Origin of the sequence: Neoasaia chiangmaiensis, assembly GCF_002005465.1 — a bacterium.
GTDB classification, from domain to species: domain Bacteria; phylum Pseudomonadota; class Alphaproteobacteria; order Acetobacterales; family Acetobacteraceae; genus Neoasaia; species Neoasaia chiangmaiensis.
In genome coordinates this window covers 2,551,523-2,574,099 of the sequence record NZ_CP014691.1, presented here as the reverse complement: position 1 = coordinate 2,574,099, position 22,577 = coordinate 2,551,523, and the positions used below count along the sequence as shown (strand labels likewise).

19 protein-coding genes are annotated in these 22,577 nt (G+C 65.7%); 11 read left to right on the top strand and 8 right to left on the bottom strand.

Annotated elements, in window-relative coordinates; genetic code table 11:
- Window positions 1-3: 3 nt before the first annotated feature.
- Window positions 4-3,111, top strand: a complete 3,108-nt coding sequence (locus A0U93_RS12255; RefSeq protein WP_077807591.1) for an efflux RND transporter permease subunit — start codon at window positions 4-6, stop codon at window positions 3,109-3,111.
- A 29-nt stretch (window positions 3,112-3,140) separates the two neighbouring features.
- On the opposite strand, the gene A0U93_RS12250 is transcribed toward A0U93_RS12255, so the two are convergent.
- Window positions 3,141-3,737 carry an NADPH-dependent F420 reductase gene (locus tag A0U93_RS12250; protein ID WP_077807590.1) on the bottom strand — a complete coding sequence of 199 codons (597 nt, stop codon included), beginning with the start codon at window positions 3,735-3,737 and terminating at the stop codon, window positions 3,141-3,143.
- Between the two features lie 108 nt (window positions 3,738-3,845).
- The gene (locus A0U93_RS12245) at window positions 3,846-4,580 is read right to left on the bottom strand and encodes an SDR family NAD(P)-dependent oxidoreductase (RefSeq protein ID WP_077807589.1); all 735 of its coding nucleotides are present in this window, start codon (window positions 4,578-4,580) and stop codon (window positions 3,846-3,848) included.
- A gap of 276 nt (window positions 4,581-4,856) precedes the next feature.
- Here A0U93_RS12245 and A0U93_RS12240 point away from each other — a divergent pair, with 276 nt between their 5' ends.
- A complete protein-coding gene (locus A0U93_RS12240) occupies window positions 4,857-5,753 on the top strand; it encodes a LysR family transcriptional regulator (RefSeq protein WP_077808505.1) in 897 nt (298 codons plus the stop codon).
- 389 nt (window positions 5,754-6,142) lie between these two features.
- On the opposite strand, the gene A0U93_RS12235 is transcribed toward A0U93_RS12240, so the two are convergent.
- Complete coding sequence (locus tag A0U93_RS12235; protein WP_077807588.1) at window positions 6,143-7,303, bottom strand: MFS transporter; 1,161 nt, start codon at window positions 7,301-7,303, stop codon at window positions 6,143-6,145.
- Window positions 7,304-7,450: 147 nt separating this feature from the next.
- Here A0U93_RS12235 and A0U93_RS16270 point away from each other — a divergent pair, with 147 nt between their 5' ends.
- The 3 genes from A0U93_RS16270 (at window position 7,451) to A0U93_RS12225 (ending at window position 10,638) form a co-directional block, all read left to right on the top strand.
- Window positions 7,451-7,648, top strand: a complete 198-nt coding sequence (locus A0U93_RS16270) for a hypothetical protein (protein ID WP_147150970.1) — start codon at window positions 7,451-7,453, stop codon at window positions 7,646-7,648.
- A 217-nt stretch (window positions 7,649-7,865) separates the two neighbouring features.
- The gene (locus A0U93_RS12230; RefSeq protein ID WP_077807587.1) at window positions 7,866-9,404 is read left to right on the top strand and encodes a cryptochrome/photolyase family protein; all 1,539 of its coding nucleotides are present in this window, start codon (window positions 7,866-7,868) and stop codon (window positions 9,402-9,404) included.
- A 151-nt stretch (window positions 9,405-9,555) separates the two neighbouring features.
- Window positions 9,556-10,638: a glycosyltransferase gene (locus A0U93_RS12225; protein ID WP_077807586.1), complete on the top strand. Its 1,083-nt coding sequence runs from the start codon at window positions 9,556-9,558 to the stop codon at window positions 10,636-10,638.
- Here A0U93_RS12225 and A0U93_RS12220 read toward each other — a convergent pair.
- The 3 genes from A0U93_RS12220 to A0U93_RS12210 are packed head-to-tail and all read right to left on the bottom strand — an operon-like array spanning window position 10,547 to window position 13,010.
- The gene (locus A0U93_RS12220) at window positions 10,547-11,143 is read right to left on the bottom strand and encodes an SAM-dependent methyltransferase (RefSeq protein WP_077807585.1); all 597 of its coding nucleotides are present in this window, start codon (window positions 11,141-11,143) and stop codon (window positions 10,547-10,549) included. The genes A0U93_RS12225 and A0U93_RS12220 overlap by 92 nt on opposite strands.
- A complete protein-coding gene (locus A0U93_RS12215) occupies window positions 11,140-11,871 on the bottom strand; it encodes a PIG-L deacetylase family protein (protein ID WP_174807256.1) in 732 nt (243 codons plus the stop codon). Before A0U93_RS12215 ends, A0U93_RS12220 begins: the two co-directional genes overlap by 4 nt.
- Window positions 11,868-13,010, bottom strand: coding sequence for an acyl-CoA dehydrogenase family protein (locus A0U93_RS12210; protein ID WP_077807583.1), 1,143 nt, complete (start codon window positions 13,008-13,010; stop codon window positions 11,868-11,870). Before A0U93_RS12210 ends, A0U93_RS12215 begins: the two co-directional genes overlap by 4 nt.
- A 154-nt stretch (window positions 13,011-13,164) precedes the next feature.
- Between A0U93_RS12210 and A0U93_RS12205 the strand changes: the two genes are divergently transcribed.
- Genes A0U93_RS12205 through A0U93_RS12180 form a run of 6 tightly spaced genes read left to right on the top strand, consistent with a single transcriptional unit; the run spans window position 13,165 to window position 19,961 of the window.
- On the top strand, window positions 13,165-13,437 hold the full coding sequence (locus A0U93_RS12205; RefSeq protein WP_077807582.1) for a YtcA family lipoprotein: 273 nt from the start codon (window positions 13,165-13,167) through the stop codon (window positions 13,435-13,437).
- Between the two features lie 4 nt (window positions 13,438-13,441).
- The gene (gene mdtN, locus A0U93_RS12200) at window positions 13,442-14,491 is read left to right on the top strand and encodes a multidrug transporter subunit MdtN (RefSeq protein ID WP_077807581.1); all 1,050 of its coding nucleotides are present in this window, start codon (window positions 13,442-13,444) and stop codon (window positions 14,489-14,491) included.
- Complete coding sequence (locus A0U93_RS12195) at window positions 14,472-16,268, top strand: FUSC family protein (RefSeq protein ID WP_077807580.1); 1,797 nt, start codon at window positions 14,472-14,474, stop codon at window positions 16,266-16,268. Before mdtN ends, A0U93_RS12195 begins: the two co-directional genes overlap by 20 nt.
- Complete coding sequence (locus A0U93_RS12190) at window positions 16,265-17,893, top strand: TolC family protein (RefSeq protein ID WP_077807579.1); 1,629 nt, start codon at window positions 16,265-16,267, stop codon at window positions 17,891-17,893. Before A0U93_RS12195 ends, A0U93_RS12190 begins: the two co-directional genes overlap by 4 nt.
- Window positions 17,890-19,164, top strand: a complete 1,275-nt coding sequence (locus tag A0U93_RS12185) for an anthranilate synthase component I family protein (protein ID WP_077807578.1) — start codon at window positions 17,890-17,892, stop codon at window positions 19,162-19,164. The genes A0U93_RS12190 and A0U93_RS12185 overlap by 4 nt, the downstream gene beginning before the upstream one ends.
- Complete coding sequence (locus tag A0U93_RS12180) at window positions 19,161-19,961, top strand: aminotransferase class IV (protein WP_077807577.1); 801 nt, start codon at window positions 19,161-19,163, stop codon at window positions 19,959-19,961. The genes A0U93_RS12185 and A0U93_RS12180 overlap by 4 nt, the downstream gene beginning before the upstream one ends.
- 6 nt (window positions 19,962-19,967) lie before the next feature.
- On the opposite strand, the gene A0U93_RS12175 is transcribed toward A0U93_RS12180, so the two are convergent.
- Entirely contained in the window at window positions 19,968-21,173 is a 1,206-nt protein-coding gene (locus tag A0U93_RS12175; protein WP_077807576.1) for a DUF1501 domain-containing protein, read from the bottom strand.
- Window positions 21,174-21,175: 2 nt separating this feature from the next.
- A complete protein-coding gene (locus A0U93_RS12170; protein ID WP_245825196.1) occupies window positions 21,176-22,456 on the bottom strand; it encodes a DUF1800 domain-containing protein in 1,281 nt (426 codons plus the stop codon).
- Window positions 22,457-22,577: the final 121 nt, after the last annotated feature.

The following is a 22,577-nucleotide window of genomic DNA, read 5'->3' as shown; positions in this document are numbered from 1 at the left end:
AGCATGGCGATTCTCGTTAGGCTTCTGAACGCCCGCGCGGCCATCCTCGGCGCGGTCATCCTGCTGATGATCGCCGGCATCGCGGATCTCCGCTCCCTGGCGGTCGAACCGGTGCCGGACATCTCGCCCCGGCAGGTTCTGGTCTCCGTCCAGGCGCCCGGCCTGCCGACGCAGGAAGTCGAGCGGCTGGTGACCTTCCCGATCGAGAACATCATGTCCGGCGTCGTCGGGCTTCAGACGATGCGCTCCGTCTCACGCACCGGCGTTGCCGTGCTGTATCTCCAGTTCGGCGACGGTACGAACATCTATCGCGACCGCGAGATGGTGGCGCAACGCCTCGACCAGGCCCGCGCTGCCGTCCCCGTGCATGGCCTGACCATCAGCATGGGTCCGATGGCGACCGGCATGGGCGAGATCATGCAGTTGCAGATCCGCGGTGGCGGTCAGTCACTCGGCGCGCTCAACCGTATCATGACATGGAACGTCGTGCCGAAGCTGCGGCTGGTCTCCGGCGTGGTGGATGTCAACGTCAACGGCGGCGCGACCGAGACATTCGAGGTCGAACTCGACCCCGAGGCCCTGCGGCGCTATCGCGTTTCCATCGCCGACGTGTTTCGCGCGATCGATCAGGACAACGAAGCCGCCGGCGGTGCCTGGATCGAACATAACGACGAGCAGCACGTCATCGTCGGGCGATCCCTGATCGACAATCTGGCCGAACTCGGCGACATCCAACTGCGCAGCGGCCCCAATGGCGAGGTCGTGCATGTCCGCGATGTCGGCCACGTGCATGAAGGCCGCCTGCCCCGCCTCGGCGCGGTCACGCGTGACGCGCATGGCGAGATCGTCAACGCCGTGGTCCTGCTACAGGAAGGGGCGAATGCGCGCGAAACGTTGGCGCGTCTGAAGCAGGCCCTGCCCAAAATCCAGGCTTCCCTGCCGCAGGGCGTGCGGCTGGAGCCGTATTACAGCCGCTCGACCCTCACGAACGTCACGATCATGACGGTGCGCGACAACCTGATGATGGGCGCGGCCCTCGTCTTCGCCGTGCTGATGATGGTGATCGGCGACTGGCGGGCGGCGCTCGTCATCATCTCCGTCATTCCGTTCTCGCTGGTCTGCGCGATGGTCGGCATGAACCATCTCGGCATCTCGGCCAACCTGCTCAGCCTTGGCGCGATCGATTTCGGCATGATCGTGGACAGCGCGCTGGTCATCGTCGAAAGCGTGCTCAGCAGCCCGGCCGCACGCGGCACGCCGCTGTCGGACCGGATCGCCCAGACGGTGGCAAGCGTCGCGCGCCCCGTGACCTTCGCCATTCTAATCATCATCCTCGTCTATCTGCCGATCCTGACACTGGAAGGCATCGAGGGGCGGATGTTCCGGCCAATGGCGGAAACCGTCATCCTGGCCTTGCTGGCCTCGCTCTTCTTCGCGCTGGTCGTCATCCCGGCGCTGGCCAGCGTCCTGCTGAAGACGCCGCGCCATGCCGACCACGACCTCGACCATGGGCCGGAGACCGAAGCCGAACACGATACCCGCCTGATCGGCTTCCTGCGGCGCGGCTTCGTGCCGGCCTCGCATTACGGCATCGCGCATACCGGCCGCGTGACGCTCATCGCGCTCGTCGTCTTCGGCATCTCCGTCTGGATGGCCACGCGACTGGGCGGCGAATTCATTCCGCAGTTGCAGGAAGGCGACCTGATCGTCACCTCCACGCGCCTGCCGGGCATCTCCCTCGATGCATCCGTGCGGGCGGTCCAAGCCATCGAAACCACGCTGAAGCAGTTCCCGGATATCCGGACGACCGTCAGCAATACGGGCACCTCCGCCATCCCGACCGACCCGCAGGGCGGCGAACAGACGGACACCTATGTCCTGCTGAAGCCCCGTAGCGCGTGGAAGACGGCGGACACGCAGGAGGGGCTGGTCCGGGCCTTCAACGCGGCGCTGCAACGCAACAATCCCGGCTCGCTCTACAACTGGAGCCAGCCGATCCAGATGCGCATGGACGATCTGCAATCGGGCGTGCGGTCGCAGATCGCCATCGGCATCTACGGGCCGGATATCGAGACGCTGACGCGCCTTGCGGGCCAGATCTCGTCCATCGTATCGGGCATCGACGGCGCCGCCGACGTCGCGCCGCAGGATGTCGGCACCATCCCCTATCTGCACATCGATGCCGACCGCACCGCCGCCGCACGGCTGAATGTCGATACGAGCGACGTGCTGGATGCCGTCGAGGCCGTGGGCGGCCATATAGGACCGCCGGTCTCGGTGGAGGCGGCGCTGATCCCGACGGAGGTCCGCATCCGCCCGTCGGACCGCCTGACGCTCGACCAGATCAGGCGCCTGCCGGTCGTCACGCGCGACGATCACATCGTGGAACTGGCGCAGGTCGCGCATATCACGCTCGATACCGGCCCCGCCGCGATCCGCCGCAACCAGGGCGAGCGCCGCATGATGGTGCAGGCCAACGTGCGCGGCCGCGACCTCGCCTCCTTCGTTGGCGCGGCGCAGACGCAGGTGGCGCGGCAGGTGCATCTGCCACCCGGCTATCGCATCGAATGGAGCGGCCAGTTCCGCAACCTGCAAACGGCAGTGGCACGGCTGGAGGTCGTCGTGCCGATCACGCTGGTCCTGATCTTCTGCCTGCTGATCCTGGCACTGGGCGATGCGTGGCTGGCCGGCCTGGTGTTCGTCAACCTGCCCTTCGCCGCAACCGGCGGGATCATCGCCATCTATCTGCGCGGCATGCCGTTCAGCATTTCCGCCGGGATCGGCTTCATCGCCCTGTTCGGCGTGGCCACGCTCAACGGCGTGGTGCTGATCTCCTACGTACGCGACAAGCGGCGCGCCGGGCTGGATGCCATGACGGCCGCCGTCTCCGCCGCGCGGGAACGATTTCGCCCGGTAATGGCCACGGCCACCGTCGCCTGCCTAGGCTTTTTCCCGATGGCATTCTCCGCCAGCGAGGGCGCGGAGGTTGAAAAGCCGCTGGCGACCGTTGTGATTGGCGGTCTGGTATCCTGCACGATCCTGACACTGCTGGTCCTGCCCTCGCTCTACATCAAGCTCAGCCTCTGGCGGGAACGCAAGGCGGCACGGTGAGCCGATATCAGACGGAAGTAGATCGATTACTACTCCTTCCTGAACAAATCCTGGAAAATGAGCGGTCCCCAAACGCGGCCGCGTGCATGCACCAGCGCGCCACCTTCGTCGAGTTTTCCCAGCTTGACGGGTGCGAACCCGAGTTGTCTGGCCAAGGCCGCGACGGGAGCGGTCGCGTCCTCGTCGTCGCTCGACAGAAAGACGACCCGGTGGCCGCCTTCGACGACCGGATCGGTCGCCAGAGTGGCTGCAATCAGGTGATTGAACGCTTTCACGTAATTGGCGCCGGAGAACGCCTTCGCAGCGTACACGGAGGACAGGAGACCGTCCATCTCCTCAAGGGGAGCCAGCGAGTTCATCGCGTCGATGACCGTCTTGCCTTTCCAGTCCGGCAGGGCCTTCGCAACCTCCCGGTGCTGCTCGAACGGGACAGCAAGAATGATGGTGTCGGCCTCAAGTGCTTCCCGCAACGACCTGGCAACCACCGTGGGGCCAATTGCCCGAGCCTGCGGCGCCAGCGCCTCGGACGACCGGCGGCTCGCGACGGTTACGTCGATGTTCCTGCGGGCGAAGGCGTGGGCGAGAGCCTGGCCTATCTTGCCGAAACCTATAATCGCGTAGTTCATTGTGCTTCTCCAATTGATATCGATTGCCCGGCTTTCAACGGCGCAGGCCTCTCCATTCTGCTATGTGGCGGCCCGCGCGTGCGCGACTTTCGCGCGGCCGGCGCGATTTCAGATGGCCGAGAAACCACCGTCGACAGACAGTTCCACCCCGTTCACGAAGCTGGACTCGTCTGAAGCAAGAAACAGCGCGGCCGCCGCAATTTCCTCGGGACGGCCCATCGTTCCCCGCGGGATCAGGGATTCGAACATCTGCTTTGCTTCTGGCGTGAGAACCTGGTCCTGCATCGGTGTGGCGATCGGCCCCGGGTGCAGCACGTTCACCCGGATGTTCCGGCTTTTCAGTTCGTTGAGCCACCCGCGTGCGAAGGCGTGCAGCGTCGCCTTGCTTGCTGCGTACACGCTGTAACCGGGGAAACCTTTGATCGAGGCCACCGAGCCGGTCATGAAGATCGACCCGCCATCGTTGAACAGCGGCAACGCCTTCTGGACCGTGAACAGCGTGCCGCGCGCATTCAGGTTGAAGGTCGCATCGAAATGCTGCTCGGTAATCTCGCCCAGCGGGAGGGCTTCGCCCGTGCCAGCGCTCGCATACAGGACGTCGATCCTGCCCTTTTCCCGCTTGACCGTGTCGAACAGGCGGTCGAGGTCGTCCAGATTGGCCGCGTCGCCGCGTACGCCGGTCACGTTCCGACCGATCAGCCTGACGGCCTCGTCCAGCACCTCCTGCCTCCGGCCCGTGATGAACACATAGGCACCTTCCTCAACGAACTGCCTGGCGCTCGCCAGCGCCAGCCCGCTTGATCCACCGGTGATGACGGCAACCTTACCCTCAAGCTTTCCCATGACTTTTCCCTTCAGACTTCATCTTTGATCGTTCGGGGTGGTCCCCCGACAATCCCAACATGGGTCGTCCGGAGTCAGGCATTGAGTGCGAAAACGCGCATATCGGTGGTGCGAAATCGATCCGGCTGGACGAGTGACGTCGGTCGGACGATCGGTATTCCCCGTTTGAAAGTCGGGAAAAATGAATCGCCAGCCGCTATGATGGCGGCTCGCCATGGCGCACGATGTGGCGGAAATGGACTTTGGAAGGCGCACCGTACGGTGCTGGAATGCACCATGACCGATTGGGACGATGTTCGCTACTTCCTGGCCGTCGCGCGCGGTGGCTCGGTGCGGGCTGCGGCGGGGCATCTGGGGGTAAACCATTCAACCGTGCTGCGCCGCATTGCCCAGCTTGAGAAACACCTCGGGACGCATACGTTCGAAAAACTGCCTGCGGGCTATCGCCTGACGGCAGCGGGCGAGGAAATCCTCGAATTCGCGAACCAGATGGAAACGTCGTCGCACCAACTGGAAACGCGCGTTTTCGGTCGCGACCAGAGTGTGCGCGGGCTTTTGCGCATAACGCTGCCGCCGTTCCTCGCGACACATCTGCTTATGCCGGATCTTGCTGATTTTGCCCGCATGCATCCAGACATCGAACTGGAGATCGTGCCGACCGGCGCGGTCGCGAACCTGACGAACCGGGAAGCCGATGTCGCGATCCGTATCGTACTGAACCGGGAAAAGCTGCCGCCCAATCTTCACGGCCTGATCGGCCCCACATTGTCCAGCGGCATCTATATGTCCCACGATCGCTTGACGTCATGGCGTGCGGGTGTCCCCGGCCCTATCCGCTGGATCGTCATCAACAATGACGGTCTTCCCGGTTGGGTTCACGAAGGAGAGGTTCGTACCACAGGGGCTCTGTTCAGGACCCCGGACGCTGAAACGCAGATCGTCGCAGCGCGGCAAGGGATCGGCATGACGAAACTGCCGTGCTTCGTCGGCGATGCCGATCCGCTGCTGGTCAGGGTGCCCGGCACCGACCTGCACGGGCATGGAACGCTCTGGCTTCTCATGCAGGGGGAGACACGCAGGACGAAGCGCGTGCGGCTCTTCACCGAGTTCGTATCCCGCAGGCTCGCCGCATACACCCCACTTCTCGCCGGGCTATCTATATCGCGCGACTGACCCGCTACAGGCTGATGCGCCAGGGAGAAAGAATGACCCGATGAAACAGCAAGGGAGTGTCGGGTTTTCTATCTTTTCCACCAAGAGCCGACTTCCGCCCCCTCCCCGCGAAATCAACCGTTCTACAGACGCAAAAACTGGCGCCATCTCATCAATCCGGCTGGCGGAGTACGCGGCAATCATCGCCTCAAGCATGTTCCCCAGCCATCGATAAGGCTCGATCTCGTAAGGGTCTCGCCTTCCCCCTCGACACCGCAAAAAGACCAATCAGCGATCCGCTCCGCCGAAGTCTCCACCTTCACCGGCATAGCTCCAAAGACAACAACGGACGGTCGAGCGCGCTTTTCACAAAGGAAGAATACCGGACTGGTAAAATCGAGACCCGACTGTCAGCGTCCCTCCAGAAGCGAACGCCGCAACAACATCCCCATGACGGCCACGCCCACCAGCATCACCCCGACAGCGGCGAGCGCGAGCGCAAGACTTGCCGCGTTGGCGACGAAACCAAGCGCCGCCGGACCGATGAGAATGCCGGCATAGCCAAGCGTCGTTATGGCGGAAACGGCGAGATGCTCCGGCATGCGCCGCTGCCGCCCCACGGCGGAATACAGCACCGGCACGATATTCGCGCACCCGGCGCCGACCATGGCATATCCGGCCAGCGTCAGGGGCCACAGCGGTACAGTCGCAACCAGCAACATCCCCGCCGCGGCCAGCAGACCACCGGCAACAACCAGTGTCCGCCCCCGAAACCGCCCGACCAGCCGGTCGCCATACAATCGGCCAGCAGTCATCGTGCAGGCGAAAGCAACGTAGCCCAGTCCGCCATAGCGCACCGCCACGTGACGCACCGTGGTCAGAAACACGGCACTCCAGTCGATCGCCGCGCCCTCGGCCAGGAAAACGATGAAACACATGGCCCCCAGCGCCAGCACAACACCGCGCGGCAAGGCAAATACCGGACCTTCACCGGCACCGAGCGGCCCCGACAGCAAGCCCGGCACCGCCGCGATGCCGGCCACCACGATCAGCCCGGTTAGGATGAAGGCGGTAGAGAGCGGCGAGAGCCCAAGACCGAGCAAGCCACTGGCGCCCGTCGCGCCCAGAAGGCCGCCGACACTGAACAGCCCGTGGAAACCGGACATCATGGCGCGCCCGCAGGCACGTTCGACGATGATGGCCTGGAGATTGATGGCGCAATCGATCGACCCGATGCCCGCCCCGAAAAGCGCCAATGCGACGGCAATGACAATCGGCGCGCCGGAAAAGGCGAGAACCGGCAGCGCGCAGGCCACGACGGCGACCGCCACGGCAATGATCCACCGACATCCGAACCGGCCCGCCAGCACGCCCGCAACCGGCATGGTCGTGATCGAACCCAACCCCAGACAGAGCAGCAGCAACCCGAGATGCCGATCGTCGAACCCGCATCGAAGTTTCACATAAGGGATGAGCGGTGCCCATGCCGCCCCCGCGAATCCCGCGATCAGAAAGGCAAGCCGTGTCGATTGAGCGGCCAGTCGCGAAGCAGGTGCAGGGATAGGCGTCATGATCGGACAGGACTACCATGATTCCATCGACCCGAAAGCGGGCCGGCCGCGCCGAAGCCGGGCATATGGCGTTGTGCCACGCCCCGAACTGCCTTAACCCCACACGCAACGGCTGTCGGGACAAAAGCAGGACTGGGGCAGGATGCCATGACTGAAGAACGCTATCGGCGCAGCACGGGTCGGGACACCCCGGCAACCGAACCCGCGCCCGTTTCACAGCCCCGGTTTACCTGCGCGCCTTCCCCACCGGAGCAGGACGACCATATCGACGATGATGAGGATGGCTTTGGCTGTCCCTGCTGCCTCCCGCCCTGGCCGACGCAGAAAACGCCGCGCGGCGTGTGACGACCAGCCCCCTTCCTGTCCTGGCCCGGCGCGGCTTGTATCGCGATGGATGCGCCATCCGCTCCATCTAGCTGTATCAAGACCGATCGCGCCGGCGCATTTTGAAAAGCCGCCCGTCACCGACAGAGCCCGCGCCCTCTTCCGCCTTCCCGCCTGAAAACTTACGGCCCCGCCGGTCGCTTAGGTGGAGAAGAACAAAAAGAAGAGACAGCCCGTCATGCGCACATTACGCCTCGTTCTCGGCGATCAGGTCAGCCGCCATGTTGCCGCCCTGCGCGATCTCGATACGGAACGCGACGTCGTCATGATGTGCGAGGTGCAGGACGAAATCGCCTACGTTCCGCACCATCGGCAGAAGATCGTGCTGATCCTCAGCGCCATGCGATATTTCCGGGATGAGTTGCGGCGCGAAGGCGCGACCGTGCATTACGTGACACTCGATGAGCCCGGCAACAGCGGCAGCTTCACCGGCGAGCTTAAACGCGCCATCGAGAAATTCACGCCGCAACAGGTGGTCGTCACCGCACCGGGCGAGTATCGCGTGTGGGACGCCATGCGCCATTGGGAGGCGACATTCGGTCTGCCGGTCGAAATCCGGCGCGACGATCGGTTCATCTGCACTGCCACACGCTTCCGCCAATGGGCGCGACAGCGGCAGAGTCTGCGCATGGAGTTCTTCTATCGCGACATGCGGCGCGAAACCGGTCTGCTGATGGACGGCGACAGGCCCGAAGGCGGGGCCTGGAACTTCGATGCCGAGAACCGCAAGCCATGGCCGAAGCGGGAAACGCCGCCCGCCCGTCGGCGCTTCCCGCCCGATACCATCACGCGCGAGGTCATGGCGCTGGTCGAACGGCACTGCCCGGATACGTTCGGCACGCTCGACGCCTTCGACTGGGCCGTGACACGGCAGGGCGCGCTGGACGCGCTGGACGACTTCGTCATCCATTCCCTGCCCTTTTTCGGGCGCTCGCAGGATGCGATGAAGCGCGACGCGCCTTTCCTCCATCACGGATTGATCTCCGCCTACCTGAATATCGGGCTCCTGACGGCACGCGAGACCTGCCAGCGCGTGGAACAGGCCTATCGCGACGGCCATGCCCCGCTGAACGCCGCGGAAGGTTTCATCCGGCAGATCATCGGCTGGCGCGAATACATCCGTGGCGTCTACTGGCTGAAAATGCCCACCTACGCCCACGGCAACGCCCTGGAGGCGACCCGCCCGCTGCCGTGGCTCTACTGGTCTGGTGAAACAACCATGGAATGCATGGCGCAAAGCATCGGCCAGACGCGCGATCATGCCTATGCCCACCATATCCAGCGATTGATGGTGACCGGCAATTTCGCGCTGATCGCCGGTATCGCACCTGTCGAGGTCGAGCGGTGGTATCTCGCGGTTTTCATCGACGCTTACGAATGGGTGGAACTGCCCAACACGCACGGCATGGTACTGTTCGCCGATGACGGCCTGCTGAGTTCCAAGCCCTATGCCGCCTCCGGCGCCTATATCAACCGGATGTCGGATTACTGCGGCGCCTGCGTGCATGACGTGAAGAAACGACAGGGCGACGGCGCCTGTCCGTTCAACTTCCTCTATTGGGATTTCATGCTGCGGCATGAGGACAGGCTGGCACACAACCCGCGCATGGCACTGGCCTACAAAAACGTGGCGCGCCTGCCGCCTGCGGAGCGCGACGCCATCCGGGCACAGGCGAGATCGTTCCTCGATGACCTGCCGACACGCCCTGCGCCCTGAGTTCGTCATCCGTTCGAAATGTGATCGCCCCCTGCGGCTGCCGTCTGCGAACTTCGCCTGACCAGCGGCGTCTATGGCAGACGCGCGCGGTGTCCCCGGGAAGCCAGCAGCCTTCCAGCACGACGAACGCCCGTATGAGGAAAGTTCGACAATGCCGTGGTACGACGACTCAATGCATCTGACCGCCGGTCACCTCAATATCAGCCAATCGATCATCCGCCGTTACCGTATCGTCGCCATACCGGCCTGCAACGAGGCAGTGCATATCGCCACCTGCCTCAAGGCACTGGCCGCGCAACAGGCCATCCGGCCGCATGCCGTCGTGATCTGGATCAACAACTCCACGGACGGGACGCTTCAGTGTGTGGAAGCGCTCGCACCGCGCCTGCCCTTCACGGTGCATGTCAGGACCGTGGATTATGCCGCGTCGGAGGCCAGCGCCGGTCGCGCGCGCCGCGATGCCATGGCCTGCGCCGCGAGCCTCGCGCCGGAAGACGCCCTGCTGTTCACGACGGATGCTGACGGCGCTGTCGCGCCGGACTGGATGCGCCGCACGCTGGCGGCTTTCGCACGCTATAAGGTTGGGGCCGTTTTCGGGCGTGCCCTGCTGTTCCCGCATGAGGCGTCGAGCATCCCCGCGCATCTGCAGGTCGACGACGACGCCGAGCAGGCCTACGCCGCGGCGCTGGAGCGGATCAGCGCGCAACTCGCCCCCGATTGGCATGATCCATGGCCGCGCCACGCGGAGCATTCCGGCGCGAGCATCGCCGTGACGCGCACGGCATGGGCTGCGGTCGGCGGCATACCGGACGTCGCCAGCAGCGAAGATCGCGCCTTCTATCAGGCGCTTCGCCAAGGCGGCTTTCCTGCGCGCCATGCGCCGGATGTGTTCGTGTATGTGTCAGCTCGCGTGGTCGGTCGTGCCAGGGGTGGCATGGCCGAGACGATTGCGCGGCGCCTGATCGCGCAGGACCCCTTCATCGACGATGCGCTGGAGACGGTGGCCGAGCGCATGCGGCGAATCCGCCGCCATGTGATCGGCATGACGGTGCATCCCCCTATCCGGCGCGCCGATCTGCCCCGTCATCATGCCCGTGCGCTGCGTGTCCTGGCGCGCCTGCAACGAATGCGCGACGCCGCGTCTATGTCCTCGGCCGAACAAGCCGGTCCAGACGATACGATGCCCTTCGTTCCGCGCGATCACGCCGCCATCCATGCGCCCGGCACGCCGTGACGAACGTTGTAGCCGCCTGATCGCCCGTGCAGGGCGTATCGGTCTCGCCCGTCCAGTTGACCAGAAGGATGACGGCATCCTGCGCAGCGCTGGCCATGACGCGCGACGCCAGTTCCGCGACATCGGCCTCGCTGAGGAAATACAGGATTTCCGACACGACGATAAGATCGCAACCTTCCGCATCCCTGACGGGAAAGCCGCCGGGCAGGAAAGCCTCGCGAAACACGATGTTTTCCAGTCCCGCGCAGCGTTGTCGGGCCGCCGCCAACGCGCTCTGCGCCGCGTCCACCGCAACGACACGATCACAGCGCGATGCAAGGTTACGGGTCGTGACACCGATCGCACATCCCAGCTCCAGCGCAAGACGAACGGGGCGCTCCGGGAGATTGCGCAGCAGGTGCGCCAGCTTGTCCCGCTCGTAGGGACTGTCCGCCAGTGCCCAGGGGTCGGGGCGCGACCGGAACAGGTTTTCGAAGATGTCCGAGGTCCAGCTGTCATGACTCATGGTTCGATGAAGACCTCGAAAGGGCGGATGATCCGCTCCAGAAGCCTGACCGGCAGGATGAAGCCGTCGGGGTCATCGTCGATCAGCAGGCCGCGCTGGCTGACATGCGCCGCCACCGCGCGATGTTTCGCCGCCATATGTTGACGCATATCCAGCCGCCAGCCATGCGGGGGGCGTTCCTCGATCTCCTGTTCCGGCGGCAGCGTGAGGCCCCAGACCGGATAGGCCAGCAACCGCCGCGCCGGATAACGGTGCGTCAGCGCGCACGCCATGAACCACGCCGCCTCATGATCGCCGTGCGGATCGTGCCGCCATGGCGCCAGAACCGTGTCGCAATCGAAGCGGTCGGCAAGCGTTTTCAGGGCGTCGACTGCTTTCTCGAAATCCGCCCCCTCCGTCGGGGCCGCCGTGTCCTGCAGCCCGAGAAAGACGATCCGGTCCTCCGCAAGGCCCAGTTCCGCGACCGCCTCGCGCGCTTCCTGCCGCCGCCGCGCGACCAGGCGTTCGCGCGGCCAGGCCTTCGATGCCGGATGCGATCCGGCGCCATCGGTCACGATCACAACAACAGGCGGACGCCCCTGACGGACGGCCTCGGCAATGAACCCGCCGCAGCCCAGGCTCTCGTCATCCGGATGCGGTGCAACGACCAGCGCCGTGCCGGGCGCGATCGCTTCCAGAGCTCCGAACGGCAGGCGATCGAACGCGGCCAGAATGTCCCCGACCTTCATGCAGCGCCCTCCGGCCATTCATGCTGCATGAACCATGCGGCGGCCTCCGTCAGTGATTCGTCCGGTGCCGGCTGGCGCAGATAGGTCGCGAGATCACGCATGACCCGTTCCACCGGGCGCCCACGTATAAAGGTCGAAAGCCCGAGCCCGCGTTGCACCAGTTCCATGACATCCAGCCCGGCCCGTTCCACGGCAAGGCGCGCCAGATTGACCACGCCCGAAACATCGCCGGGATCGCTCGTCGTATCGTAAGCCGCGAGAGCGGCCTGCCGCGTCCAGAGTGCCGCCGTCTCCCGCGCGATCAGCGCCTGGCCGAACCGGACCTGCTGATGCGGGTTGCCGTCCCGCTCACGCGCAAGCAGCTCCGTGCGCATAAGATCGATGAGCCGATCGAGCCCACCCAGCGCCACGGCGGCGCCACGCCATGCCCCGGCGGAAAACTCGGGCTGCCGAAGATAATCGCCCGGCCGCCCCACGATCGCGCCCGGCCCGATCGAGACGCCCGTGACATCGTAGGCACCGGTCCCGCTGGCCATCATGCCGGTCAGTATGCCCGGACCGCGCCGGATGCGGGCCGGATCGCCGACCGGCACCAGCACCATGACCGTCTCGTCCGACGGCAAACGCGCCGTCATCAGCGCCAGACCAGCCAGCCGCACGCCACTGGCGAACCCCTTCACGCCGCTTAGCGCAAAGCCGTCGCCGGCGGGCGTGACATGCACCGGTGGATCGCCATCCGTCACCCATATGCCGGCAAGCATCCCCCGGCGCACACTCCGCGCCAGTTCGGCACGCTGATCCGGACTGCCATAGAGCGCCACCAGCCGGATGACATTGACATGTCCTTCCAGACAGCGCCCCAGCGACAGGCTGATCCGGCCGATGTGACGCAGCAGATCGCGCAGCGGCAATGCGCCATCGCGGGAATCGCACAGGCCGAAACCACCGTTCTCGACTGGCAGTCCCGCTGTCAATGCGCCGAGATTCATCAGCTTCTGCAGGAGATTGGCGGTCGCGTGCTCGTCCTCGCCGTCCTCGCCGGGTGACAGGTCGTCGCCCATCATGCGCGTGGTCCGCAACAGGGCGTCCAGACCGGCCTGGGGCCGCCATGCCCCTTCTGGTATGACTGGATGAGTCATCCTGCGTTCTCCCCTGCACGCTCCCCATGCCGGCGGCGTACACGACTGAAACGGGACGATGACTTCCCGGTTCTTGCACCGGCGTCACAATAACGTAAGCTGCCGGAACGCTCGCCTTTTCCCCTCCTGACCGAAAAGCGTTTCCCGCCGTCCCATGCACCGCCTCACGCCGCGCCAGCTCTGCTGGGCACCCGTCGCCATGCTGGCCGCCTGCGCGCCCGGCGGCGCGCCGACTTTCCCGCTTGTCGGCGCCTATTTTCCGGGCTGGATGATGTGCGGCCTGATCGGCATCGCAACCGCCGTGGGGTTGCGGGTCGCATTCGTGCTGACGGGCATCGACGCGGTCCTGAGCTTTCGTCTTTTCACCTATGTCGCGCTCGGCACCATTGCCGCGCTGGCGGTATGGGTGCTGGCCTTCGGACCCTAGGGCGATGGAGCGCGTGCATATCTCCGGCAAAAAGCCGCTGGGCATCGTTATCGCGGCGATCTGTGTCATCGTCGCGATCGTCTTCGGCATCCATGTCGCACATGAGGACAGCGCCTATCCGTCGTCCGACGATGCCAGCATCGACGCCGAAGTCGTGCACATGGCCGCGACGGTCGGCGGCCGACTGATCGAACTCCATGCACGCGTCAATCAATCCGTGCACAAGGGGGACCTGCTCTATCGGCTGGACTCTGAGCCCTACGACCTCACCGTGCGTCAGGCCGCAGCGAACCTCGCGCTCGCGGATGCGGAAGTGGAGAACCAGCGCCGCCTCGTCGCCGTGAAGGCCGCCAACGCCGCCAGCGCCGGCGATCAGGTCACGCGTGCGCAGGCCAACCGCGATCTTGCCGCACGCACCGTCGAACGGCTCAAGCCACTGGCCGGGCACGCCTATATTCCCTGGCAGCAATACGATCAGGCGCGCGTGGCCCTGCACGATGCCGATGTGTCTCTGGCACAGGCGAAGCAGCAGGCCGCCGCCGCCGGAATCGCCATCGGAGACCTGAAGAGTTCGCTGGCAGCCCAGGCCGCCAGCCAGGCCGCGCTCGACCATGCGCGTTATGAGCGGCGCCAGACCGATGTCCGCGCGCCGGTGGATGGTTTCGTGGCCAGCCTGCGCGTCAGACCCGGCGAGGTGCTGGCTCCGTCGCAGGTGCTTTTCACGCTGATCGCCAACGATGCATGGTATGCCACCGCCAATATCCGCGAGGTCGATCTCGGCGCGGTGCGGCCGGGCGACTGCGCGACCGTCTATTCCATGCTCGACCGCAAACAGGCACTTCGCGCGCATGTCGAAAGTATCGGGTGGGGCGTCCTGTCCACGGATTCCGCCGGCATCGCACGCTCGTTGCCGCTCGTCCCGCGTGAGATGGACTGGGTGCATGTCGCGCAGCGCTTCCCGGTCCGCATCAGGATCGATCGGGCCGATCCCAACCTGCTGCGGCTCGGGGCCACGGCATCCGTCGAGATCCGGCATGGCGCGGCCTGCCACTAAGCGGCGTTTCCTCGATCCGCATCGTCTGACGCTCGATCGTGTCTGGCGACTGGTGCGCGATCCTGCGCCGGGACGGCTGGCCTATTCGATCCGCATCGCCGCCGCCTGCACGACGGTCGTGCTGGTCGGGGAGATCTGGCAGGTGCCGGACCTCGCCGTGCCCGCGCTGGTGACACTCATCCTGTGGCAGCAGGATCGGGTGACGAACGCCCTGGCGGGGGCGGCGCTCAATATTCTCATCGTTCTTCTGCTGGCGCTGGTCTACGGGCTGGTTCGCCTGACGCTGGACCACCCGATGGGCATCGCCATCATTGTCGCGCTGCTGTCCTTCGGGTTCTTTTTTCTCGGCTCGGCAAGCAAGCTGAAACCCGTTTCCTATATGCTGGGACTGATCGTGGTCTACGGTCTGATCGCCATCGATCAGGTTCCGGTCGGCGAAGTCATCACCCGCGCCCTGCTTTATACCGACCTGTTCCTGGCTGTGCCGGGCGCGGTCATGATCGTGCTCGGCCTGCTGATTTGCCCGTCGCCGAAGACCCTCCTGACCCGGCGCATCGCCGCCCGGCTGCGAATGACGATCGACCTGCTCCACTACCGCGATCAGCCGACACGCGAACGCGCTGCCGATATGCTCCGCGCGGGCGTGAAAAGCATGCTCTCGAACGTGAAGATGGCCGGACTTGAGAAAGTCTGGTCCCGGCACGATCTCGCCGCCCTGACGCAGGCAGCCTATGCCAGCGTGGGCACGCTGTCCCTTGCCGAAGCCGCCGTCCGGCGGCAGGAAGCCGCGCCGGACGACCTGATCGCGACCCTGTCCGACATGGCGGCGATTTTCGAAAGCGGAGACTATCCCGCTCACATCACGCGTCCGCCCGTGCCGGCCGACAGCGCCGCGCTGGCCGCCATGGCATCGCTGCTGCCCGGTTTCACGACCCCGCCGGAAACGGCAGCACCACAGGAAAAGGGCAAAAGCGGCTTTTTCTTCCCCGATGCCTTCACGAATCCGGATCACGTCCGCTTCGCCGTCAAAGGAACGGCGGCGGTCATGACGGCCTATTTTCTGTTCAAGATCCTGGACTGGCAGGGCATTCACACCATGATCATCACCTGCTTCATCGTCGCCCTGCCGACGATGGGCGAGATGATCGCCAAGCTGACCCTGCGCATCGTGGGCGCGTTGATCGGCGGAGCGATCGGCATCGCGGCGATCATCGGCGTCATGCCGCATCTCAACGACATCACCGGCTTTCTGGTCCTGATCTTCGTCGTCTCGCTGTTCGCCGCCTGGATCAAAACCGGCGATGCGCGCATTTCCTATGCAGGTTTCCAGATCGGACTGGCCTTCTTCCTGACCGATCTCAAAGGTTACGGCCCCACGACCGACATGGCGACGGCCCGCGACCGCATCGTCGGCATCCTGCTGGGCAATTTCCTGACCTATGCCATGTTCACGAGCTTCTGGCCCGCCAGCGCCTACGACCATGTCGGCGAAAAGCTCCGTGCCATCGCAAAGGCGCTGGCCGCGCAGCGCGAGAGCACGACGGTTCAGGAACGCCTGATCCGCGCCGCCAGCGTGCAGGCGGCCCTTTCCGAGGGCGAACGCACCCTCGAATACGCGGCTGCCGAGCCGGTGCATATGCGTGCCGACGCGCAACAGCTTGCCACCTTTCGCGCGGCGCTGGACGATGCCGCACGCTTGTCGGACGACCTGCTGCTGGCGCATGACGACATGGATATCGACCGCCGCATGATACGATTGGATCACGTCGCCGCATGACCCGCCTGCCGCCTTTCCTCCTTGCGGGTTGCACGTTGGGCCTGACCGCCTGCGCGACCGATGCACTGCGTACGGCGCCCGAGCGCCCGAACACGCCCTGGCAGCCCAATGTCGCCGCGAATGGGGAAATCGTTCCCGGCACGGCAAAGCCCCATAGCCTTGCCCTGCCGCCGGGCTATGCGTTGCCCTCGAACAGGGCATTGCCCGCCCGCCTGCCCGCGCCCGATATCCAGAGCGGCCATGCCTACAGCCTGCCAGAACTGATCGACATCGCCCAGTCCAGCAATCCGTCCACCCGCCGCGCATGGAACACGGCGCGCGACGCCGCCCTGGCGACCGGCATGGCACGCAGCACCTACCTGCCGCAACTGACGGCGACAGTCGTCGGCGGCTACAACCACACACGCAACGATGGCGGCAATCCAAGCATCGGCAATGGCGGGGCATTGGGACAACTCGCCAATAATGGCGCAAACGACATCGAGACCCTGACCGGCGGCGTGCAGAACCGCCGCTCCGGCAGCGGCGAGGTGCAAACGCTGGGTCTGCAATGGCTGCTGTTCGATTTCGGCAAGCGGGAAGCCACGATCGACGCCGCACAACAGGCACAGATCGCCACCAACGTGCTGTTCACGGCGGCGCACCAGAAGGTGATCTATACGGTCACGCTCGCCTTCTACACCCATGCGGCGGCCACGGCGCGCGTCGCCCTGCTGGAACAGGCCCGCCGGAACGCAGGCGCGGTGCAGACAGCCGCCGAAGCGCGGCTGCATCAGGGCCAGGGCACGATCGTGGATGTCACGCAGGCCAGACAGGCCACCGCGCAGGACGACCTGCGGCTGGTGCAGGCGCAGGGCGGGGTCGAGAACACGACGCTCGACCTGATGACGGCCATGGGCATCGCCCCGAACACGCCCCTGCAGACGCAGGACGTGGCCAACCGCCCCCTGCGACTGGACGATGCGCGGCTGACGGATGCCATGATCCAGCGTGACGTCGCCCGCCGCCCGGACGTGCTGGCCGCCTACGCCAGCGCGCGCGCCGCCACCAGCCGCGTTGCCGCCGCGCGCAGCGAGTTCCTGCCCAAGATCTTCGTCACCGGCAACGTCGCCTATACGACCGGGCGCCTGGCCCTCTCCTCCGTTCCCGGCATCGGCAGCGACAGTTCGCCGACCCTCAATCTGTCCACCAATGCGTTCAGCAGCCTTATTCTCGGCGGCATCACGGTGCCGGTTTTCGATGGCGGCCTGCGTGCGGCGCTGCTGAAGCAGGCGCAGAACCAGTCCGACAGCGCACAGACGACCCTGCGGCAGACAATGGACGAGTCGGTCAGACAGATCGTCGCCGCCGAAAACGGCCTGCGCTCGGCATTGAGCGCCTATGCCGCCGCCGGCAGGCTGCGCATTGCCGCGCAGACCAGCTTCGATGCCGCGCTGACGGCCTATCGCAGTGGCGAGGGTGCGATCACGCAGGTCGACATGGCGCAGAATGCCCTGCTCGACGCCACCCTGACGCAATCGGATGCCTATCATGCCGCGCTGATCGCCGCTGCCAGCCTGGCCTTCGCCACCGGCGCGGCGGACAGCGCGCCACCCCCCGACCCGTCCCCGCCCGACACGCCATGAACATCGTCGAACAGCCCTGGCGCACGCCGGACGCTTTTCTGGCCGAATGGGCGGACGAGCCCTGGCTGGCCATGCTCGACAGCGGCGGCCCGATCACCGAACGGGCGCGCTGGACCGTGCTCTGCCGTCGCCCCCGCAGCACCCTCGTCGCCAGCGGCGCGGACGCATGGTCGCGGCTTCGCGCGCTGATGCCACCGCGGCAGCCGTCCGGACCGTTGCCGTTCCAGGCGGGCGTCATCGGCGCGGCGAGTTATGGCGCGGGCCTGCGGCTGGAGAATGTGCCGTCGCGTCATGTCGATCCCACGCCGGAGATCGTGGCGGCTTTCTATGAAAACGCGCTGGTATTCGACCGGCAGGACAAGCGCCTGTGGTGGAGCAGCCTGCACGATGCGCCACCACCGGATCTGCCCGGTTGCACACGCAAGGCGGTTTTGCCGCCGTCCGTCGCTTTCGCACCTGACCAGACCGCATCGGCATGGCAACAATCGGTGCGCACCGTGATCGACGCCATCGCGGCGGGCGATATCTTTCAGGCGAACCTGACGCAGCGATGGCGGGCACGGCGCCCCGCCGCGCTGAATCTGGTCGATCTGTATCGCCATCTTCGCAAAACCGCCCCCGCACCTTTCGGCGGCATGCTGATCTCACCGGAATATGCTTTGCTTGGCAGCTCGGTCGAGCGTTTCCTGCAACTGAGCGCCACGGGCAGGATCGAGACCCGGCCGATCAAGGGCACCGCGCCATTGGGCCGCAACCCCGAAGACGACCGGCGGATCGCCGCGGCCCTGGCGCGCGACGACAAGGAATATGCCGAGAACCTGATGATCACCGATCTGATGCGCAACGATATCGGCCGTGTCTGCGCCACGGGGTCCGTCGAGGTGCCGGAACTCTGCGTCGTGGAACGCTTCGCCCATTGGCACCATCTCGTCTCGTCGGTGCGGGGGCGCCTGAAACCCGGGCTGGATGCGATCGACCTGCTGTGCGCCACGCTGCCGCCCGGCTCCGTCACCGGCGCGCCAAAGCATCGCGCCATGTCGATCATCGACACGGTGGAGACCTCGGCACGCGACATCTATTGCGGCAGCATGTTCCGTCTCGGCGTCGACGGCGCCATGGACAGCAACGTGGTGATCCGCAGTCTCGGCATCTCGCGTGACGACATGACGCTCGGCGCGGGTGGCGGCATTACCTACCCTTCCGATCCGAAGCGGGAATACGACGAGATGCTGCTCAAGGCCGCACCGCTGCTCGGTATGTTCCGGGCATGAGCGGGCTTGTCTGGCTCGATGGCCGGATCGGCCCTCCGGCCGAAGCGCGGATCGATCCGGGCGACCGGGGCTTTCTGCTTGGCGACGGCATCTTCGAGACGATGCGCGTCGTGAACGGCCACCCGCCCTTGATCGAACTGCATCTCGACCGTCTGGCCGAAGGTGCGCGCCTGCTCCGCCTGTCGCCGCCGCATCGCCGGGAACTGTGCCAGGCGATCACCGAGACAATCGCAGCCAATCGCTTGCGGGACGGCGCACTGCGCCTGACGCTTACGCGGGGACCCGGCCCGCGCGGCCTTCTGCCGCCGGAGGAAACGCAGGAGACGGTCCTGATCGCGACTTTCCCTTCCACCCCCACCCTGCCCGCCGTCAACTTGCATATCAGTCGCCAGATCCGGCATGGCGATACGATCCTCAGCCGCGTGAAGACATTGAATTACCTCCCCAGCATTCTCGCACGGATGGAGGCGCAGGACGCGGGCGCGGACGATGCGCTCCTGCTCAATCAGGCCGGACGGCTGGCCTGCGCCAGTGCCGCGACGCTCGTGGCGCTGCGCGGCGACCGGCTGGTGACGCCACCGCTCTCGGACGGCGCCCTGCCGGGCATCGGACGCCGCCGGCTCCTGGCCAGTGGCCTGTGTATCGAGCAGGAAATCGCGCGCGATCTGCCGGATGTCCGCGCTGCATGGCTTCTGAATGCCCTGTCGTTGCGTGTCGTTCGATCCGTCGGCCATCGGCAATTTTCACCGGACCGGGACTGGACGGCACGCATCCGCCAGTGCGCCCATCCGGCCTAGGGGCGTTCACGCCGCGCGGATCAGCCCGCCGAGCGGCGTTGCGTCCGATCCGGGGAATACACGTGCCAGTTCGGCACGCTTCAGGCCCAGATGATCGCGAAGGACCCCGCTGGCGACGGCGCGCAGATCGGTGGTCGGCGCGAGATCCCGATCCTCGAACAGCTGGTCCTGTCTCAACCCCGGCCATGTGCCACCGATACGCCCGCCGGCCACGGCCCCGCCGGCGAGGAAGGCAACCGTGCCTGTGCCATGATCGGTGCCGCCGGTCCCGTTCATGCGAACCGTTCGGCCGAATTCCGTCATGACCAGCACGGCAGCGCGCGACCACGCCGGGCCCATCGCCGTGCGCAAGGCCGTCAGTCCGGCATCGAGTTGCTTCAACGGTCCGGTCAGTCGCCCTTTCTGCGCGGCATGCGTGTCCCATCCTCCCGCCTCCAGCGCGGCGATGCGCGGGCCGTTCGAGTCGGCCAGCATATGCCCTGCCGCATCGGCCAGCGTGACAAACGCGCTCGGCTTGTGATGATCGTCGCCGGTCGCCGGCACGTCCCCACGCAGGGCATCCTCCGAGAAGCCGCGTGCCTTCAGGCCGTTGCGGAAAGCGGGGCCCGTCGTCGGGTCGGTGGCGTTCAGGGCCGCGATCTGCGCATAGAGATCGGCATCCGGCCGCTGCCCGCCCGCCGGCGCGAAATTGCCGATGCGCGCCGGACCGCGCAGGAGCAGCGGCACTGAAAGGCCCATGGCGAGTCCGCTGCCATCAGGTTGCGACGAATGCCGGGGTAGTGCCCCCACGACGCGATTGAGCCAGCCGCTGGTCAGCCGCTCGTCCGCGCCACTTTCGAGATAATCCTGCGCCTCGAAATGCGAACGGCTGCGATAATGCCCGGCGACGGCATGGACCGGCAGCAACTGCCCCGCGCCGTAAAGATCATGCATGCCGCTGAGCGCCGGATGCAGCCCATGGAATCCGCCAAGGTCGAGCAGGCCGCCCTCGCGCCCCGGTTCGGGCAGCAACAGGTCCCGCCGCCATGCGATGAGATTGGGATCGCCATAAGGTGTGACGGCCGCCATGCCGTCCAGCGCGCCACGCAGGATGATCACGACGAAGCGCGGGTCGTCCGGTCCGGCGGCAACGGCCCCCATGGCGAGTGACGAGCGACCCAGCATCCAGCTGGCTGTCAGCCCGAGAAGCGCGGAGCGACGACGAAGCATCATGATTATCGCCTCTGAAATTCGGGAGAGGAAAACAACAGCGTGAGTCCGTCGCGCCGCGATCCGGCATGGCGGATGGCCGTGATGGTCTCCCGGCGCAATGCGGGGCCAAGTGTCGCATGGGCAACGTCCAGCGGATCGACCGGCGGGGCAGATGCCGCGATGCGATAAGCCCAGTCGGCCCGCGCCATCACATCCGCCGGAGCCGACCAGTCCGCTGCCCGATCGCTCCAGCCATTGGGCAGGGGCGCGTTCCACAACGGCTGCCCGAGATAACCGAGGCCGCCAGCCAGTCGATGCGCGGGAGAATGGGGGTCGTCAGGCGCGACACTTGCCTCCCCGTCATCGAGCGCCCGGAGAACGGCCGTCGTGTAATCCATCGGCGTGCGGAACTTGGCGCCCGGTCGGCCCGCATCCGACAGATGCACCAGCGCCATGGCCGCCGCACCCAGATCGCCCTGTGTGTCATGCAAGGCGGCGACAATCGCCGCCACATCATGGGGAGATGGCACATCCGACAGGAAATGCGTCGCCATCTGCGTTGCGATATGGCGATACGTCGCCGGATGCGTGCCAAGGAATTGCAGCGCCTGAAGGCCACCTTCCTCGCCTTCCGGAAACGTGCGGCCCATCAGCGTCTTTTCGCCCGGTTCGTGCGCGTTGGCCCGGAAGACGAAACCGGGGCGCTCGGCCTTCATGTCCACGCCCCAACCGGTCAGGACAGCCGCGAAACTGGTGACATCCGCCTGTGTGTAGCCGGCGGCGGGCGATATCGTGTGCAATTCCAGACATTCGCGCGCCAGATTCTCGTTCAGGCCACGATGCTGCTTGAGTCCCGCGCGACTGTCCGGTCCGATCGACGATGTGTTGTCGAGATACATCAGCATCGCCGGATGATGCATGACCGCCAGCAGCATATCGCTGAAACGCCGCGTAACATTCGGGCGGATCGCCTCACGCATATAGGCGCCAACGACGGCGCGCGTGCCACCCTGCCGCACGCTGACCGTGAAGTGATTGCACCAGAACCAGGCAAGCCGCTCGCGGAACGGCTGTTCGGTCCGCAGCAGATTGTTCATCTGCGCGACGGTCTCCGCCTGGAAGACCGGCTTGACCAGCGGGTCGCCGGGCATCTTGTCATGCCGCTGGGTTCTGAGCGCGATCAGCCCGTCCGCGCTGTCGCCTAACGATGGGAAGACGGCCTGATCCGGCCCGTCCAGCTGCTGCCGCAACCATGCGATCGGATTCGTCGGCAATGGTTCGTCACCACGCCTGCCCCAACCCATCCCCGACAATGCGCCGATCGTCTGCATCATGCCCCCCAGCGTCCCTGTTCCGGCAGTTGGCCTGTTCAAAAGGGGCGCGATAAGGGCCGATATGTTGCGGTTGATTTCATGAATGCCGGAC